This window comes from Janthinobacterium sp. CG_23.3 (assembly GCF_046115965.1).
Classification (GTDB): domain Bacteria; phylum Pseudomonadota; class Gammaproteobacteria; order Burkholderiales; family Burkholderiaceae_D; genus Janthinobacterium.
This window is the reverse complement of record NZ_JBJXIB010000050.1, coordinates 1-17,862: the sequence shown is the minus strand read 5'-3', so window position 1 is coordinate 17,862 and position 17,862 is coordinate 1. Positions and strand designations below refer to the sequence as shown.

At 65.4% G+C, this 17,862-nt stretch carries 16 protein-coding genes; 11 read left to right on the top strand and 5 right to left on the bottom strand.

Annotated elements, in window-relative coordinates:
• The first annotated feature begins 111 nt into the window (after window positions 1-111).
• The 3 genes from dnaN to ACFDR9_RS13500 all read left to right on the top strand — a co-directional run bounded on the left by dnaN (window position 112) and on the right by ACFDR9_RS13500 (window position 4,503).
• The gene (gene dnaN, locus ACFDR9_RS13510; RefSeq protein ID WP_026133283.1) at window positions 112-1,218 is read left to right on the top strand and encodes a DNA polymerase III subunit beta; all 1,107 of its coding nucleotides are present in this window, start codon (window positions 112-114) and stop codon (window positions 1,216-1,218) included.
• A gap of 82 nt (window positions 1,219-1,300) precedes the next feature.
• Complete coding sequence (gene gyrB / locus ACFDR9_RS13505; protein WP_409031316.1) at window positions 1,301-3,811, top strand: DNA topoisomerase (ATP-hydrolyzing) subunit B; 2,511 nt, start codon at window positions 1,301-1,303, stop codon at window positions 3,809-3,811.
• 287 nt (window positions 3,812-4,098) lie between these two features.
• Window positions 4,099-4,503 (top strand): VOC family protein, encoded by a 405-nt coding sequence (locus ACFDR9_RS13500; RefSeq protein ID WP_026133282.1) that lies wholly within the window; start codon window positions 4,099-4,101, stop codon window positions 4,501-4,503.
• 72 nt (window positions 4,504-4,575) lie between these two features.
• Here ACFDR9_RS13500 and ACFDR9_RS13495 read toward each other — a convergent pair whose 3' ends face one another.
• The 3 genes from ACFDR9_RS13495 to ACFDR9_RS13485 are packed head-to-tail and all read right to left on the bottom strand — an operon-like array spanning window position 4,576 to window position 6,627.
• The gene (locus ACFDR9_RS13495; protein WP_409031315.1) at window positions 4,576-5,238 is read right to left on the bottom strand and encodes a DUF4276 family protein; all 663 of its coding nucleotides are present in this window, start codon (window positions 5,236-5,238) and stop codon (window positions 4,576-4,578) included.
• On the bottom strand, window positions 5,238-6,317 hold the full coding sequence (locus ACFDR9_RS13490; protein WP_409031327.1) for an AAA family ATPase: 1,080 nt from the start codon (window positions 6,315-6,317) through the stop codon (window positions 5,238-5,240). The genes ACFDR9_RS13495 and ACFDR9_RS13490 overlap by 1 nt, the downstream gene beginning before the upstream one ends.
• Window positions 6,301-6,627: a hypothetical protein gene (locus ACFDR9_RS13485; protein ID WP_157406791.1), complete on the bottom strand. Its 327-nt coding sequence runs from the start codon at window positions 6,625-6,627 to the stop codon at window positions 6,301-6,303. The genes ACFDR9_RS13490 and ACFDR9_RS13485 overlap by 17 nt, the downstream gene beginning before the upstream one ends.
• Window positions 6,628-6,878: 251 nt before the next feature.
• Between ACFDR9_RS13485 and ACFDR9_RS13480 the strand changes: the two genes are divergently transcribed.
• The 6 genes from ACFDR9_RS13480 to ACFDR9_RS13455 all read left to right on the top strand — a co-directional run bounded on the left by ACFDR9_RS13480 (window position 6,879) and on the right by ACFDR9_RS13455 (window position 14,711).
• Window positions 6,879-7,589: a hypothetical protein gene (locus ACFDR9_RS13480; protein ID WP_409031314.1), complete on the top strand. Its 711-nt coding sequence runs from the start codon at window positions 6,879-6,881 to the stop codon at window positions 7,587-7,589.
• A 147-nt stretch (window positions 7,590-7,736) separates the two neighbouring features.
• Window positions 7,737-9,197 (top strand): DUF3375 domain-containing protein, encoded by a 1,461-nt coding sequence (locus ACFDR9_RS13475; protein WP_409031313.1) that lies wholly within the window; start codon window positions 7,737-7,739, stop codon window positions 9,195-9,197.
• Entirely contained in the window at window positions 9,184-9,924 is a 741-nt protein-coding gene (locus ACFDR9_RS13470; protein WP_409031312.1) for a DUF4194 domain-containing protein, read from the top strand. Before ACFDR9_RS13475 ends, ACFDR9_RS13470 begins: the two co-directional genes overlap by 14 nt.
• The gene (locus ACFDR9_RS13465) at window positions 9,921-13,298 is read left to right on the top strand and encodes an ATP-binding protein (RefSeq protein WP_026133280.1); all 3,378 of its coding nucleotides are present in this window, start codon (window positions 9,921-9,923) and stop codon (window positions 13,296-13,298) included. The genes ACFDR9_RS13470 and ACFDR9_RS13465 overlap by 4 nt, the downstream gene beginning before the upstream one ends.
• Window positions 13,282-14,448, top strand: a complete 1,167-nt coding sequence (locus tag ACFDR9_RS13460) for a DUF3322 domain-containing protein (protein WP_409031311.1) — start codon at window positions 13,282-13,284, stop codon at window positions 14,446-14,448. Before ACFDR9_RS13465 ends, ACFDR9_RS13460 begins: the two co-directional genes overlap by 17 nt.
• 86 nt (window positions 14,449-14,534) lie before the next feature.
• Complete coding sequence (locus tag ACFDR9_RS13455; RefSeq protein ID WP_017878435.1) at window positions 14,535-14,711, top strand: hypothetical protein; 177 nt, start codon at window positions 14,535-14,537, stop codon at window positions 14,709-14,711.
• Window positions 14,712-14,856: 145 nt separating this feature from the next.
• Here the strand turns inward: ACFDR9_RS13455 and ACFDR9_RS13450 are convergent, their stop codons facing one another.
• Complete coding sequence (locus ACFDR9_RS13450) at window positions 14,857-15,186, bottom strand: DHCW motif cupin fold protein (protein WP_409031310.1); 330 nt, start codon at window positions 15,184-15,186, stop codon at window positions 14,857-14,859.
• A gap of 227 nt (window positions 15,187-15,413) precedes the next feature.
• Between ACFDR9_RS13450 and ACFDR9_RS13445 the strand changes: the two genes are divergently transcribed.
• Both ACFDR9_RS13445 and ACFDR9_RS13440 read left to right on the top strand, forming a co-directional pair.
• A complete protein-coding gene (locus ACFDR9_RS13445; protein ID WP_017878433.1) occupies window positions 15,414-16,010 on the top strand; it encodes a MarC family protein in 597 nt (198 codons plus the stop codon).
• A 94-nt stretch (window positions 16,011-16,104) separates the two neighbouring features.
• A complete protein-coding gene (locus ACFDR9_RS13440; RefSeq protein WP_409031326.1) occupies window positions 16,105-16,626 on the top strand; it encodes a DinB family protein in 522 nt (173 codons plus the stop codon).
• Window positions 16,627-16,645: 19 nt separating this feature from the next.
• Here the strand turns inward: ACFDR9_RS13440 and ACFDR9_RS13435 are convergent, their stop codons facing one another.
• Window positions 16,646-17,467, bottom strand: a complete 822-nt coding sequence (locus ACFDR9_RS13435) for a mechanosensitive ion channel family protein (RefSeq protein ID WP_409031309.1) — start codon at window positions 17,465-17,467, stop codon at window positions 16,646-16,648.
• Between the last annotated feature and the right edge of the window lie 395 nt (window positions 17,468-17,862).

Here is a 17,862-nt window from a genome sequence, read left to right as displayed (position 1 = left end):
AAAACGGGTTTGCCTTTATTATTTGGCAAAGTTGCGCGGCCCTGGCGGCGCACCTCCCGGACGCAGCGTTGTGAATGAAGTACCGTTAAAACCATCTATTCGAGGATTACTATGCAATTGGTCAAAACCACCCGAGATACCCTTCTCCGGCCACTGCAGATCGTGAGCGGTATTGTCGAGCGTCGGCACACTATGCCGATTCTGGCCAATATCCTCATCCGCAAGGACGGCGAGGGCGTCTCCTTCCTGTCGACCGACACCGAAGTGCAGATCACCACGCACGCCCAGATCGGCTCCGGCGCCGACGTCGCCGGCACCACCGTGGCCGCGCGCAAGCTGCTCGACATCCTGCGCGCGCTGCCGGAATCGGGCGACGTCACGATGACCCTGCTGAACAAGCGCCTGACGGTGCAAACCGGCAAGTCGCGCTTCGCGCTGCAAACGCTGGCGGCCGAGGAGTTCCCGACCGTGCAACAGGCCGAGACCTACAACGCCAGCGTCACGCTGCCGCAAAAGACGCTCAAGCACCTGTTCAACATGGTGCATTTCTCGATGGCGCAGCAAGACATCCGCTACTATCTGAACGGCCTGCTGCTGGTCCTGGACGGCAAGAACGTCATCGCCGTGGCCACCGACGGCCACCGCCTGGCCTTCTGCCAGGTCGAGACCGAGCAAACCTTCGAACGCCAGGAAGTGATCATTCCGCGCAAGACCATCATCGAGCTGCAGCGCCTGCTCGAAGAGAACGACGAGCCGGTCCAGCTCGACATCGCCGCGAACCAGGTCAAGCTGACGTTCGCCGACATCGAACTGATCTCCAAGCTGGTCGAGGGCAAGTTCCCCGACTACACCCGGGTCATCCCGAAGGGTTACAAGAACGACTTCACGATCGGCCGCGACGAGCTGCTGCGTTCGCTGCAACGCGCCGCCATCATGACCAGCGACAAGTTCAAGGGCGTGCGCTGCATCATCAGCCCGGGCAGCATGAAAATCAGCTCGACCAACGCCGACCAGGAGGAAGCCGTCGAGGAAATGGAAATCGACTACGGCGGGGACGCCGTCGACATCGGCTTCAACGTCACCTACCTGCTCGACGTGCTCAACAACCTGAAGTGCGAGCAGGTCAACATCGCGCTGGGCGACTCGAATTCGTCCGCGCTGATCTCCATCCCCGACAACGCCGACTTCAAGTACGTTGTCATGCCGATGCGGATTTAAGCCACAAGACGCCGGGGCCGGCCACCCGCCGGCCCCGGCATGAGCAATTCCCGAATCAATCAGTTATTTGAGAAAGCAGTCCATGTCCGAGAGCCCACAAGAGAACCCGATCCCAACCGCAGCGCCAGCGCCAGCGGAAGAATACGGCGCCGCCTCCATCCAGATCCTGGAAGGTCTGGAAGCGGTGCGCAAGCGCCCCGGCATGTACATCGGCGACACCTCGGACGGCACCGGCCTGCACCACCTGGTGTTCGAGGTGCTGGACAACTCGATCGACGAATCGCTGGCCGGGCATTGCACCGACATCCACGTCACGATCCACTCGGACAACTCGATCTCGATCACCGACAACGGCCGCGGCGTGCCGACCGGCTTGAAGATGGACGACAAGCACGACCCGAAACGCAGCGCGGCGGAAATCGTCATGACCGAGCTGCACGCCGGCGGCAAGTTCGACCAGAACTCGTACAAGGTCTCGGGCGGCTTGCACGGCGTCGGCGTGTCGTGCGTCAACGGCCTGTCGAAACTGCTGAAACTGACCATCCGCCGCGACGGCAAAGTGCACTACATGGAATTCGTCCGCGGCGTGCCGCAGAACCGCGACATCGTCATGGTCGGCGACATCGCCACCTCGCCGATCAAGGTCATCGGCGAAACCGACAAGCGCGGCACCGACGTCCACTTCTGGGCCGACGAGCAGATTTTCACGCACGTCGAATTCCACTATGAAATCCTGGCCAAGCGCATCCGCGAACTGTCCTTCCTCAACAACGGCGTCAAGATCAAGCTGACCGACCAGCGTTCCGGCAAGGAAGAGATCTTCGCCTTCGAGGGCGGCACGCGCGGCTTCGTCGAGTACATCAACAAGGCCAAAACGGTCTTGCACCCGACCATTTTCCAGGCCACCGGCGAGCGCCTGTCGGACCAGGGCACCAACATCTCGGTCGACGTCTCGATGCAGTGGAACGACGCCTACAACGAGCAGGTGCTGTGCTTCACCAACAACATCCCGCAGCGCGACGGCGGCACCCACCTGACCGGCCTGCGCGCGGCGATGACGCGGGTCATCAACAAGTACATCGACGAGCACGAATTCGCCAAGAAGGCGAAAGTCGAAATCAACGGCGACGACATGCGCGAAGGCCTGACCTGCGTGCTGTCGGTGAAGGTGCCGGAGCCGAAGTTCTCGTCGCAGACCAAGGACAAGCTGGTGTCGTCGGAAGTGCGCGGCCCGGTCGAGGAGATCGTCGCCAAGACGCTGTCGGACTACCTGCAGGAAAAACCCAACGACGCCAAGATCATCTGCGGCAAAATCGTCGAGGCGGCGCGCGCCCGCGAAGCGGCCCGCAAGGCGCGCGACCTGACCCGCCGCAAAGGCATCATGGACGGCCTGGGCCTGTCGGCCAAGCTGGCCGACTGCCAGGAAAAAGACCCGGCCCTGTGCGAACTGTACATCGTCGAGGGTGACTCGGCGGGCGGCTCGGCCAAGCAAGGGCGCGACCGCAAGTTCCAGGCCATCCTGCCGCTGCGCGGTAAGGTCTTGAACGTCGAGAAGGCGCGCTTCGAGAAGATGCTGTCGTCGGAGCAGATCACCACGTTGATCGCCACGCTCGGCACCTCGATCGGACCGGACGAATTCAACGTCGAAAAGCTGCGCTACCACCGCATCATCATCATGACCGACGCGGACGTCGACGGCGCCCACATCCGCACCCTGCTGCTGACGCTGTTCTACCGCCAGATGCCGCAACTGGTCGAGCGCGGCCATATTTACATCGCCCAGCCGCCGCTGTACAAGGTCAAGGCCGGCCGCGACGAGCGCTATCTGAAGGACGACGCCGAGGAGGCGACCTACATGATGACGGTGGCGCTGAACAGCGCCGTGCTGATCCCCCGCGACGGCGCCGAAGGCATCTCCGGCGAGGCGCTGGCCGAGCTGGTGCGCCAGTTCAACCTGGCCAACGCCATCATGATGCGCCTGACGCGCGTCATCGACCGCGCCGCGCTGACGGCCATCATGACCGGCGTCACGCTGCAGCTGGACACGATGGAAAACGCGCAAACCTCGGCCGCCGCGCTGCAAGCGACCATCAACGACAGCGCCGTGAAAGTATACGTGCGCTCGGACGAACTGTCGGAAAAGCACATGCTGCGCATCGAGCGTATGCATCACGGCAACATCAAAGTCACCGCGATCGACGCCGACTTCGCCCAGGGTTCGGACTACTCCGTGCTGGCCAACGCCGCCGCCACCTTCCAGGGCTTGATCGGCGAAGGCGCCTTCATCCGCCGCGGCGAAGGCGAGCGCATGAAGGAAACCGCCGTCGTCGACTTCCACCACGCCATGCAGTGGTTGCGCAACGAAGCCGAGCGCACCGTCTCGAAACAGCGCTACAAAGGGCTGGGCGAGATGAATCCGGAGCAGTTGTGGGAAACCACGATGGACCCGACCGTGCGCCGCCTGTTGAAGGTGCAGATCGAGGACGCCATCGCCGCCGACCAGATCTTCACGACCTTGATGGGCGACGACGTCGAACCGCGCCGCGCCTTCATTGAAAACAACGCCCTGCGCGCCGGCAATATCGACGTCTAAGGTGTCGGCGGCCGGGTCGAAACCGCCGGTCGCATCAAAGATCAGTTCTTAAAATAATGCCTTGCGTGGATTCCACGTAAGGCATTTTGCATCGCATTGGTAGCAGCCCTGCCTGATGTGTCGCAAAAGCTGCCGGCGTGCCGTACTACGCCCTCACGCCATTTCCCGGTTTCGCATCGCTGGCGGGGTGGCAAGCATACCCTTGCTCACGTGAAGCTCGCGTCAATCGTCAACGCGAAGTGTTTGCGTAAAATGCGCTATTGCTCCCACAACTTGAGGAACGTACCGTGTACTCACACACTTTTATCGGCGTCAATAACTTCGACCGTGCACTTTCGTTCTACACGGCATTAATGGAGGTCCTCGGTAACTCGCTGCGTTTCTGTGATCGAGAACGTCCGTGGGCCGGTTGGCAGTCGCATCCAGATCCCCGCCCTTTGTTCCTGATTGGCGCACCGCATGACCAGATGGCACATGATCCCGGTAACGGACAGATGATTGCATTCTTGGCGCCTACCCGCGCGGCAGTGGACCAGGCGTATCAGCTGGCGTTACAGCATGGCGGGTCGTCAGAGGGCGCGCCTGGCCTCAGACCTGACTACCACGAACACTTCTATGGCGCGTATTTCAAGGACCCGGAGGGTAATAAACTGTGCGCTGTCTGCCACGAGGCAGAGCTGAGTTTGGCTTGAAAATGCAAAAAAGCGCGTCGCGGATAGTAAAAAAGCCAACTGATCCAAGTTGGCTTTTTTCCGGATTCTAGCTTACAAACCCTCGAGCGTACTCACCCACTGGTCAAATCGCAAACATTTTTGCCGAATGGTCGTCAATCCAATCTCCAAAGCAAGCAACACGCCAAAATGTGGTTTTGCAGATTTGTAAGATGGCCAACGCGCAATAATACGTTTTGACGGCGCAGTGAAGGGCGAATTGTTCATGTATTCAGGGCCGGCGCATTGCGCCAATTCCGCCTGCCACGCATTGATTGTCGCCTGCGGCACATCGGCGTATTCAAATGCCGTCAAATCGCTGAACAGCAGCGCTTCGTACTCGTGCAGTTGCAGGTAGGGGATCAAATTTGGCTGAGCGACACCGGCGGCAAGGTTGACCTCCAGCGCCGCCACCTGGGGCAGCGGCGGCTGGTTCGCGTCCCAGTTGGCGAAGCCTGGAAAGTCGGACGGCAGGCCATACACGTCAAAGAGCGTCGTGACCTTGGCCGCGGAGTCTTGCTTGCACCAAAGCCTGACCTGGCGCTCGATCTTGCCGTAGCTCACCAGGCCGCCCTTGTGCCCCTTGCTGGTCTCGATGATGCGTGGCGTCAGATAGACCTGAAAGTCCGTTAGATGCGGCGCCAACAATTCGCGGACGAAGGTTTCTTCGGTTTGCCCTTCAACCAAAATGTTGACGCGCGTGTGGTTGCCGGCCATTAGCGGGGCCTCCCTCCAAAGACGTTGCGCTTCCACAACTCCCCCAAGGAGTATTCGTCCAACCAGTCCTTGAGCTTGCCAGCTTCAAGCCGCTGGAATGTGGATTGCTCGTCGACGCGGTCGACGACGATCACCTGCTCGGCGTCGAATTGGTTGAGCAATTCCACCGACTGGGTCGACACAATCAACTGGTGCTTGTCGGCGGCCTGCCGCATCAACGACGCCAGCAATTCGATGGCATACGGGTGCAAGCCAAGCTCAGGTTCGTCGAATAGTATCGTGGCAGGCATCAATTCGTCCGGTTGCAATAAGACGGTAGCGAGGCAAATGAATCGCAGTGTCCCGTCCGACAATTGATGGCCGAGAAAAGGAAAGTCGCTACCCTTCTCGCGCCATTCCATCTGTATCGAGTTGAGGTCGAGCGGATTGGGACGCAACTGAAAATCGGCAAAGAACGGCGCCACCAGACGCACCGTGTCGGCGATGCGTGTGTAGTGTTCCGGGAACTGCTGCTGGAGGCGATATAAATAGGCCGCGAGATTCGCGCCATCCGGCCGCAACAAGGCGTTGTCGTTCAAGGCGCCGCTTTGCTTCATCGGCGCGCTGTCGCTGGTATCGTGAAAATGATAGACGATCCAACTCTTCACCGAAGCAACGACATAGGATGCCACCCTGGGATGGCGTTCATTCCCTGATTGGGTTTCGACGTGCCCGGACCCGAGTGGAAAATCGGCGTCGGTGTAAGCCCAGTAAAATTGTTCCTTGGCAAAAATAAAGCCGTTGCCAAGAGTGGGTTCCAGCGCAAGCTTGTAACCGTTATTGCCGAAGTACATCTCCGCCTCCATCCGCGGCGTGCGCTTGCGGCCGTGGTACAGAAAAGCGTCCGGGCCACCGCTCTTGGCGACGTAATAATTCAGCTCGCCCGCCATCAGACGGGCAAGCAAGCGGAAGAAGCTGATGAAATTGCTCTTGCCCGCGCCGTTCGCGCCGACCAATACGTTCAGGTTGTCGAGCCGGAGTTTTTCCAGCGCACGGATGGACTTGTAGCCGCGAATGGTGATCTTACGAATCGGATTCATGGCTCGTTTTTCCTTGGCGGGGAGTGCAATCATCATATCCCAGTTGTCTTTTGACCGCGCGCTGGCTTCGGCGCCGCGCTCGCTGCGCCGCCAAGCGCACGTAGCTATACAAGAACAGTTGCGCATCGGGCAGGAGCATGCTGACCGCGTCGAGCCGGCCGAACGCTATCAACGCGTCGTTGAGCCGGCTTTGCAATTTGCCGTTGAAATCCAAGACCGGGAATGGTGGTAAGGCCATCGGCACAAAAGCTTGGCAGGCCACACCGCCGGCGCTGGTTGAAGTGTAGAGGCCCGTCGTTCCGCGTTCCATGAGCGTCTGTTAAGTTAAAATTAGCCAGGGCCCTATTTTAACTTAAGCCCCAAGTTGAAATAGAACTCCTCCCTTTTGCGAAAAAAAACCTGGGTGATGCCAGGATGCTGGCCGCCGCGCTCGAATCCAAATGCGCGACGTCCTATTCCGAGGCCCTTCAGGGATGGCCAAGTCATTGAGGGCATGATGACCGTAAAAAACCCGTTCTAGAACGCCAGCAAACCGTATCACAACCTCCAATGAAAGCCCACATGACCTCACCAGCGTTACCCAACCGTGCCACCTGCGATGAAACTTGCCTATGGCTGAGCGGGCAAACGGGCACGCCGTGGAACCTGGCCCGTCTGTTGGAAAACGGGCTGACGCCCTACGTCTGGCTCGAATACTCGGACGAATACGCCAACTTGTTTGCCGAAGGCATCACCGCCTACGCGGCGCCCGTCGTCTTTATCGAGGACACGCAACGACTGGCGGCCGGCAGCGACGACGTGCTGATCCGCTTCACGCGCGACTCCGACCGGCTCGCCATCCAACTGGAACCGCCGGGCATGCGCATGCCGCTGCACGCCTTGCGGTTTTTCCAGCGCGACGTGGCGAAACTGGCGGACGAGTTGTTGCACCCGAAACCAGTCGAACCGGCTCCGGTGGCGCCGCCCATGGAGAGCAAAAACGGCATCGGCAAGGAGCAGGTGCTTCGCGTTTTTGGCGGCATCGTCAAAATGGACCTCGACAAGGCCCTGGCCGGCGGACAAGGGATCTTTGGCGACGACGGCGCCCGCGTCAGGAAAAACTCGCGCGCCGGCAAGAACAGCCACCTGTGGAACCCGGTGACGCTGGCGTTCGGTCTGCACGACGTGCACCGGGTGCCGATGTCGCACCTGAAAAAGGCTTTCGCCACGCAGCCGCTGCTACGCGAATGGCAGGACGCGTGGCTGGAGTCGTTGGCGTTGCTGGGCGAATAAAGCCGCGCAGCCGGGTGCTATCGACACCAGGACCGGCACATCCAGCGCGCCTCTGCGCGCGCGGCCGCTGGGGTAGAATGCGCCTAGCGACCGCTGTCGCCCACCCGGCGCGCGGCCGCCGCTGGCCCCCACACACTCGACGATTCCATGAAAGCAGACAAGACCCTGGCCACCTACCGGCGCATGCGCGCGCAGCCGCTGTGGCGCCTGCTCGCCTCGGCCAACGGGCCGACGGTGATGGGGCTGCTGCAAACGCATCTGTACGACGCCGAGCGCAACCTGCCGGCGTCGATCTTCCACGAGCGCATCGAGCGCGAGCTCGAGCGCCTGCGCAACCTCGGCGAGGACTGGCCGCAGACGGCCCAGGCCTACGTCGCCGGCTGGCTCGCCGAGGGCCACCTGGAGCGGCGCTTCCCGGCCGGCGCGGCCGAGGAGGAGTACCAGTTGGCCACCTCGACCATCGAGGCGCTGCGCTTCGTCTCCGGGCTGGCCAAGCCGCACGCGGCCGCCACCGAGAGCCGCCTCGGCCTGGTCATCGACGCGCTCGCGCGCCTGTCCGACGACACCAACGCCGACAAGGCCAGCCGCATCGCCCGCCTGCGCGCCGAGCAGCGGCGCATCGAGCGCGAGATCGCCGACATCGAGCACGGCGTGCTGCGCGTGCTGCCCGAGGCCGCCGCGCTCGAGCGCACGCGCGAGATCATCACGCTGGCCGACGGCCTGGCCGGCGACTTCCGCCGCGTGCGCGACCAGTTCGAACAGCTCAACCGCGATCTGCGCGAGCGCATCATGGACAACGACGGCAACCGCGGCGAGGTGCTCGACTCGCTCTTCGCCGGCATCGACCTGATCGGCGAGAGCGAGGCCGGGCGCACCTTTTCGGCGTTCTGGCGCCTGCTCACCGACCCCGAGCAATCGGCCACGCTGGAGCAGGCGCTTGACCAGCTGATGTCGCGCCCGTTCGTCGCCGGCCTCGACGCCAAGGAGCGCCGCTTCCTGCTGCGCCTGACCCGCACCCTGCTCGAACAGGGCGGCATGGTGCACGACGTGCTGCAGTCGTTCGCGCGCAGCCTGAAGCATTTCGTGCAAAGCCGCGAGTTCCTCGAGCAGCGCCGCCTGAGCCAGTTGCTGCGCCAGGCGCAGCGCGCCGCGCTGGCCCTCAAGGACGAGGTCAAGGCGACCGAGACGCTCCACTACACCCTGGCGCTGGCCAGCAGCAGCCTGCGCTCGCTGTCGCAATGGCTGCTGCACGACCCGGCGCTGCAGGCGCTGCCGGCGCGCATGGTCGACGGCGACGCCGCGCCCATCGACCTGGAATCGGTCGGCGAGCTGGTGGCACAATCGGAGATCGACTTCCGCACGCTGAAGGCGAACGTGCGCGCGGTGCTGGCGCTGCGCTCGCAGGCATCGGTGGCCGACGTGCTGCTGGCGTTCCCCGCCGCGCAGGGGCTGGGCAGCGTGCTGGGCCTGCTGGCCCTGGGCAGCCGCCACGGCGAGCTCGCCGCGAACAGCGAAACGGTGGCGTGGACCGGCGCCGACGAGTGCCGCCGCAGCGCACGCATACCGGTGATATATTTTTTGAAGGAACGCGCCGATGAACTGGCCTGAGCAGCACCACGACGACGCCACCGCGGCTAGCGCCGCGAGCGCGCAGGAGGCGGCCGCCGCGGCGCCGTGCGCCGAGGGCGCGCCGCCGACCACCGCGCTGTTCATGGGCGACAGCGGCGAACTGTCGCTCGACACGCGGCGCGCGCTGGTGCAACTGCTGTCCGGCCCGGCGCTGGACGGGCGCCGCCACGCCAAGTTGTGGCCGGTGCTGCTGCGCGACGAGGTGGTGGTGCGGCGCCGCCTCGCCGAGCTGTTCCTCGACCTGGTGATCGACCGCGACGCGCAGGTCGCCTTCACGCGCCAGGCCGACACCGGCGACCTGGAGGTGCCGCTGCTGCTGCGCCGCGCCCAGCTCACCTTCATCGACTCGATCCTGCTGCTGTACCTGCGCCAGCGCCTGACCCAGGCCGATTCGCACGGCGACCGCGCCGTCGTCTCGCTCGACGACATCACCGACAACATGACGCTGTACGAACGCGCCGCCAGCACCGACCGGGCCGGCTTCGCCAAGCGCGTCCACGCCTCGCTGGAAAAGGTCAAGAAGCACAACTTCGTGCAGAAAATACGCGGCAGCGAGGACCGCTACGAGATCTCGCCGACGCTCAAGCTGTTGTTCTCGGCCGAGGAGATCCAGACGCTGACGGGCCTGTACCAGCGCATGGCGGCGGGCGACGCGGCCGCGCCGGCGCGCCAGCCGCCGGCGGACGAGGACGAGGACGAACAATGAACCAGGATCCACGCCCGGCGCTGCTGTTGGCGCGCCAGCAATTCCGCATGGCCCGCCTGCAGGTGTACAACTGGGGCACCTTCTCCGATCTGCACGACGTGCCCATCAGCGAGCGCGGCTTCCTCATCGTCGGCCGCTCCGGCGCCGGCAAGTCGACGCTGCTGGACGCCTTTTCGGCGCTGCTGGTGCCGCCGCGCTGGATCGACTTCAACGCCGCCGCGCGCGAGGCCGACCGCGCCGGGCGCGACCGCAACCTGGTCAGCTACGTCCGCGGCGCCTGGGCGGCGCAGAGCGACGCCGCGTCCGGCGAATACGCCACGCGCTACCTGCGCGCCGGCACCACCTGGTCGGCGCTGGCGCTGAACTACCGTAACGCGCTCGGACACGAGGTCGCGCTGGTGCAGTTGTTCTGGTTGCGCGGCAACAGCAACGGCAACACCGACGTCAAGCGCTATTTCCTGGTCTTCGAGCGCCCCTTCGACCTGCGCGAACTGGGCGACTTCGGCGCCAACAACTTCGACGTGCGCAAGCTCAAGCTGGCCTTCCCCGACGCCTTCGCGCGCGACGAGTTCCGCCCGTATTGCGAGCGCTTCTGCCGCCTGCTCGGCATCGACAGCGACATGGCGCTGCGCCTGCTGCACAAGACCCAGTCGGCCAAGAACCTGGGCGACCTGAACACCTTCCTGCGCGACTTCATGCTCGACAAGCCGGAAACCTTCGACGTGGCCGAGCGCCTGGTCAGCGAGTTCGGCGAACTGAACGCGGCGCACCAGGCGGTGGTGACGGCGCGCGAGCAGGTGCAGACGCTGGCGCCGGCGCGCCAGCGGCACCAGCAGATGCAGTCGCTGCAGTTGCGGCGCAACGCCCTGGAGGAACTGCGCGCCGGCATGAACGGCTACCGCGAGCAGCGCCGCGTCGAGCTGCTGACCGCGTACCTGGCCGCCCTCGACGTCGAGGCGCACGGGCTGGACGGCCAGACCCAGCACCGCCAGGGCGTGCTGGACAACCGGACCGCGGCGTTGCGCGACCTGGAGTACCAGCGCCGCGAGGCCGGCGGCGACCAGATCGAGCACTGGGAAAACGAAAAGAGCGCGCTGGAAAGCCAGCGCGTGGAACGCATGCGCAGGCGCACCCAGGCGGTGGAGGCGAGCAAGGCGCTGGGCTGGACCTTCCCCAGCGCGCCGCAGGGTTTCGCCGAGCTGCTCGGCACGGCGCGCCGGGAGATCGACGACTGGAGCCGCGGCGACGCCGGACAGGAGGAAATATTGGTGCTGGACCGCGCCAGGACCGAGGCCGAGAACGCCCGCGCGGCGGTGGCGCAGGAAATCGCCTCGCTGCGGCGCCAGCCGTCCAACATCCCGGCGCCGATGATCGCGCTGCGGCGCGACATCGCCAGCGCCATCGGCGTGGCCGAGGCCGCCCTGCCCTTCGTCGGCGAACTGGTGGAGGTGAAGCCGGACGAGGCGCCGTGGCGCGGCGCCGTCGAGCGCGTGCTGCACGGCTTCGCGCTGGCCATCCTGGTCGACGAGGACCACTACGGCGCGCTGGCCAACCACATCAACGGCGTCAACCTGGGCCGGCGCCTGGTGTACTTCCGCACCGGCCGCGCCGAGGCGGCGCAGGCGCGCCCGCTGCGCGCCAACTCCCTGGTCCTCAAGCTCAACGTCAAGCAGGGCAACTACGCCGCTTGGCTGCAGGCCGAGCTGCGCCAGCGCTTCGACTACGACTGCGTCGATTCCATCAAGGCCTTGCGCGCCGCCAGCGAGCGCGCGCTGACGCGCGAGGGCCAGGTCAAGCACAGCCGCTCGCGCCACGAAAAGGACGACCGCAGCAGCGTCGACGCGCGCCAATTCTGGCTGCTGGGTTTCGACAACCGCGAAAAACTCGCCATCTACGAGCAGCAAAACCGCGACCTGCAAGCCACCGTCGCCGGTCTGCAGGCGCAGCTCGACAGCCTGCGCCAGCAGCGCACGCAAAGCGGCGCGCGCATCCTCAAATGCCAGACGCTGGTCAACCTGCAGTGGCAGGAGGTGGACGTGCTGCCGCTGGCCGAACGCATCGCCGCGCTCGAGCGCCAGCTCAGGAGCGCGCGCGAAGGCAACGCGGTCCTGCAGCGCATCGACGCGCAACTGGCCGAACAGCGCGAACTGGTGGTGAAGGCCGAAGCGAGCCTGCGCGACAGCATCGCCGACCAGAAGGCTTGCCAGCGCCAGATCAACGACCACCGCCAGCAGTTGGAAAAACTGCAGCAGGACGACAGCCTGGTGGCGCCGACGCCGCACCAGCGCCAGGGCCTGGACCAGCGCTACGCCGCGCTGGACGAGCCGCTGCGCCTGCGCAACCTCGACAACGCCGACCGCGCCGTCGGCAAGGCCCTCCACGCCGACATCGAGGCGCTGAACCGCGACATCGCCGTCTGCGAAAAATTCGTCGAAGCCCAGTTCGCCGCCTTCATCCAAAAATGGCAGGCCGATTCGGACGGCCTGGACGCGGCCGTGGGCGCCGCCGCGGACTTCTTCGCCAAGCTGGCGCGCCTGGAAACGGACGGCCTGCCGGCGCACGAGCAGCGCTTTTTCGAACTGCTGCAAAACCAGAGCAACCAGAACCTGGCGGCGCTGTCGACCTACCTGAACGACGCCCGCAAGGCCATTCTGGAGCGCATGGACATGGTCAACGAAAGCCTGCGCCAGGTGCCCTTCAACCAGAGCGCCGACCAGCGCACCTACCTGCACATCCAGCCCAGCGACCGCCAGTTGCCGGAGGTGCGCGAGTTCAAGCAGGACATCCAGCGCGCGCTCAGCCACGCCTGGAGCGACGACGCGCAATTCGCCGAGGCGCGCTTCGTCGCGCTGCGCCGCCTGGTCGACCGGCTGGCCAGCCAGGAGCCGGAGCAGCGCCGCTGGCGCGAGGCGGTGCTCGACGTGCGCCTGCACGTCGAATTCATCGGCCGCGAGCTCGACGAGGGCGGCGCCGAGGTCGAGGTCTACCGCAGCGGCGCCGGCAAGTCGGGCGGCCAGCGCCAGAAGCTGGCGACGACCTGCCTGGCCGCGGCGCTGCGCTACCAGCTCGGCGGCAGCGACTACGGCATGCCGATCTACGCCCCGGTGGTGCTCGACGAAGCCTTCGACAAGGCCGACAACGAGTTCACCGCGCTGGCGATGAACATCTTCGCCAACTTCGGCTTCCAGATGATCGTCGCCACGCCGCTGAAGTCGGTGATGACGCTGGAGCCGTTCATCGGCGGCGCCTGCTTTGTCGACATCCGCGACCGGCGCGTCTCCGGCGTCCTGATGATCGAATACGACGACCAGCGCCAGCGCCTGCGGCTGCCGCAACAAACCCGCGACGAGGCCTCCCATGAAGCTGCCCGCTGACGTGCGCCAGTTGCTGGCGCGCCGCTTCGACGCCATGCACCGCGACTGGCTGGCGGACGACGCCGGCGCGGCCGGCTGGCCGCTCGACATCGCGCTTGGCGCGCCGACCGAGGCGGCCGCGCTGCGCCAGGTCGAGGCGGTGCGCGCCTGGGTAGCCGCCTGGGGGGCGTGGCGGGGCGCGGGCGAGCTGCGCTGGTGCGAGCGGCAGTGGAAGGTGCTCGGCACCCAGCGCCTGCCCGCCACCCTCACCGTGCACGGTCCCGAGCAGGCCGCCCTGTGGATCGGCGAGCAGGAGCGCTGGGGCCGCGCCGCCAGGCGCCGGCAAGTGCTGGCGGCGCGCTGGCCGGTGCTGGCGCGGCGCCTGCCGCGCCAGTTCGCGACGCTGGCGGACTATGCCGAGGCCGACTTCCAGCGCCTGCTCGACATGCTCGCCTGGATCGAGGCCAACCCGCGCTCCGGCCTGTACCCGCGCCAATTGCCGGTGGCCGGCCTGGACAGCAAATGGCTGGAGTCGCGCAAGGGCGCGCTGCTCGAACTGGTCGCGGCAATGCGCGGCGCGCCGGCCGACGGCGCCGATTTTTACGCCCTGTGCGGTTTGCAAAAGCCGCCCGCGCAGCTACGCATGCGCCTGCTGGACCCGGCGCTGCGCGCCCGGCTCGGCGGCCTGGGCGACGTCACCGCGCCGGTCGACGAATTGGCCCGCCTCGACCTGAAGCCGACGCTCGTGCTGGTCGTCGAAAACCTGCAAACCGGCCTGGCGTTGGCCGACATTCCGGGCGCGCTGGTCTTCATGGCGCTCGGCTACGGCGTCGACCTGTTGGCGCAACTGCCGTGGATCGCGCAGGCGCGCTGCCTGTATTGGGGCGACATCGACACCCACGGCTACGCGATCCTGCAGCGGGCCCGGGGCCATTTGCCGCAGCTGCGCTCGGTCCTTATGGACGAGGCCACCCTGCACCGCTTCGCGGCGCTGTGGACGGATGAAAAAACGCCGCACCCGGCGACCACGCTGACCGGGCTCACGCCCGACGAGCACGCCGTCTATACCGGCCTGAAACTGCACCGCTGGCGGCACCAGCTGCGCCTGGAGCAGGAACGCATCGACTGGAGCGTCGCCTGGCAGGCACTGCTTGCCGCGGCGGCGCACTAGAAGCGGCGAAGCGTGCGATAGCGCACGGTTGGCTTGCCTGCGCGCAGCGATGATGTGGCTTTCGCGACCGCAAACAGGAGAACACCATGACCAACCGCATCGGCAACAAGGATATCGCCCAGCACCGCAGCAAGCAGGAAAAGAAACGCATCAAGCAGGACAACATCGCCAGGGAAGCGGTCAAGAAGGCCACCGCCAAGGCGAAATACCGCAACGAGGTGAAAGGCCGCGTGTCGGCGGCCCAGGCGGCGCAGGCGTTTTAGCCGCCCTGGCGGCGCGCGGGCGCGCCGTTGCGCCTGCGCCGCGCGCCCTCCGGTGGGGATAACCACAGGGTGGGGCGGACGGCCCATATGCCCCAAGCCAGCCAAACGCCATAGGTGGGTGCGGGCGGCAACCCGGCGCACGGACTCAGTCGACGATGAACAGCGTCGCGCCGGTCGCGGTGGAGGAGCGGTGCGGCTCGGCGTCGTCGGCCACCTGGTAGCTCATACCGGCCTTGAGCAGGAAAGTGCGACCGTCTTCCAGTTCGGTGTGCAACTCGCCCGCCGTACACAGCAGCACGTGGCCCTTGACGCACCAGTGGTCGGCCAAATAGCCGGGCGTGTATTCGACCATGCGCACGCGGATCGGGCCGAATTTGCGGGTGCGCCAATAGGCCATGCCGCTGTCGCCTTTGTGCTCGGTTCGCTCAATCTGCGACCAATCCGTCACGCCGAACGGGATATCTGACATCTGCATCTACAACTCCTTGGTGGATGTCCGCCAGCGCCAACGCGCTGGCGAAAAAAGCAACGCAACGGTGTAGCGTAGCGTAAACCGCCCGGCCGCGCGGCGGCGGCGCTTTTTTCGCGCCGCCGCACACTTTTGCGGCCGCCGCCGGCGCCGGTTTGCTATCATCGTGATTCTTGTCGGATGGTAATAATTCGACCCGTTCCACGCTGTCCCGCCGCAAAAAGGCACGCGCCATGACCCAGAATTTTTTCCAGACCTTCATCCTGCTGCTGCTGGTGACCGATCCCTTCGGCAACGTGCCGCTGTTCGTCAATGCGCTGTCCAAGGTGGCGCCGGCGCGGCGCTGGCGCGTGGTGGTGCGCGAATGCCTGATCGCCTTCGTCGTGCTGCTGCTGTTTATGTTCTTCGGCCGCCACCTGCTGGCGGCGATGCAACTGTCGGAAGTGGCGCTGCGCATCGGCGGCAGCGTGATCCTGTTCCTGATCGCCATGCGCATGGTGTTCCCTCAGGCGGGCGGCAACGGCGACGCCGACCTGGAAGGCGAACCCTTCATCGTGCCGCTGGCCATTCCAGCGCTGGCGGGGCCGTCGGCGCTGGCCACGGTGCTGCTGTTTTCATCGCACGAGATGCGCGACGTGATGGCGCATGTGGCGGCGCTCACCGCCGTGGCCGCCGTCTGGCTGGCCGTCTTCCTCAGCGCCGAGCGGCTGCAACGGGCGCTCGGCCCGCAGGTGATGACGGCGTTCGAACGCCTGATGGGGCTGATATTGACAGCGATGGCGGTGGAAATGCTGCTGGCCGGCGTGCGCGCGTTCGCCAAGACGCTGTAGCGCCGGCGCCTCCGGCGACGTTATAATATTTCTCCGCGCATCATCCAATTGCGCCGGGGAGAATGCCGTGAGCCGCACCAACCATGTTTGCCTGATGGCCGAGTACAACCAGTGGATGAACGCCAAGGTCTATGCGGCGGCCAGGACCTTGCCGGACGCCGAGCTGGGCGCCGACAGGAGGGCTTTTTTCGGCTCCCTGTTCGGCACCCTGAACCACATCGCGGCCGGCGACACGATCTGGCTGCGGCGCTTCGCCGCCAGCCATCCGGCCACGTTCGCGGCGCTGGAGCCGGTGCGGCAATTGGCGCAACCCGCCGGACTGAGCCAGCTGCTGTTCCCGGACTTTGACGCGCTGGCGCAATACCGGCAGTGGCTCGACGCCGTCATCGTCAAATGGGCCGGCGCGCTGAGCGAAGCCGACCTCGATCATGCGCTGCGCTATTCCAACATCAAGGGCGACGCCTTCGAGCGGGATTTTTTCAGCCTGCTGATGCATTTCTTCAACCACCAGACCCACCACCGCGGCCAAGCCACGACCCTGCTGTCGCAGGCCGGCGTCGACGTCGGCCCGACCGACTTGTTGATGCTGATTCCGAACCGCGCCGAGGCGGCTTGATGAATTCAACGCCGCCGCGCTAGCTGGCGGCGCGGCGCTGCATCGTGCGCCTTTCGGTCAGCGAGCCGACGGCCGCGCCCCGCCCCATCGCCGTGCCGCCGGCGTCGTCGACCATGTCGGCGGCGGCGCGCACGCTGCGCTCAAGCTGGTCGGCGTTGCGCTGGCCGCGGTGGTACCAGTTGCGCACGATCTGCGCCGCCGTCTCGCGCCCGCCCAGGCCGAACGACAGGCCCAGCGCCAGCGCCAGCGCACCCACCACCGCCATGAACAGGGTGTTGACCAGCGTCGTCGCGATGCCGATCTGGTTGACCGCGACGACGATGCCGAAGGCCCAGATCAACCCGGAGGCGACCTTCGCCAGCAAGTCCGGGTTGCCCAGCCCGCCCTCGGCGGCGGCGCCGCGCACCAGGCTGCTCAAGGCCCGCGCGGCCAGGCCGGCGATCACCAGCACCACCAGCGCCACCACCACGTTCGGCAGCCACAGCAGCAATTGGCGCAGCACGTCCGACACCGCCGGCAAGCCCAGCGCGTCGAAGGCCACCACCAGCGCCACCAGCCGCACGAACCACTTCACAACCATGCCGATCATGCCGGACGCGTCGCTCCCGGTGCCCATTTTTTGCACGAAGTCGGAGAAGCCGGAGCGCTGCGACAGGTCGTTGAACTTGACCGTGCGCAGCAGCGCGGCGACGGCTTTTTCAATCACCGCCGCGATCAGCCAGCCGGCGATGAGAATGACGGCGAAGCCGATGATTTTCGGGATCGACGAAAAGAACATCGCCATGGCCGCAGCCAGGGAAGTCATCAGGGCGGTGCTCCACTCGGTGATTTGCGATTGCATATTTGCTCCAGTCTGCGTCGGTTGATCGGATAGACGGCGCCAACTGAATCGCCGGCCTTAGCAAATAGACAGGGCCCAACCGGAAAAGTTTATGCTTTTCCCGGCCGGCTTGCGCTTTTCGCGGCGGAAGCTGTTTCCCGCGCAAGAATCGACACGAAAATCGCCGCGGCGCTCGCGGCGGCGCGCGCCGCCACGGCGCGGGCACATTTCCCCAGTATTCCCCCGGTCTTTCCCCCAGCTCCTGCGCGCGCGCCGGCACTTGCGGCCGAAAACCCGCTATGCTGCGCCTGTGGCGCGTCCGCTAGGAGTCTGCGCGGCAGAAACTGATGCAATCGGAATGGGGACGAGGTAAACTTGTCTAATGACGACGAGCTACCTCCCCTACAATCAGCATC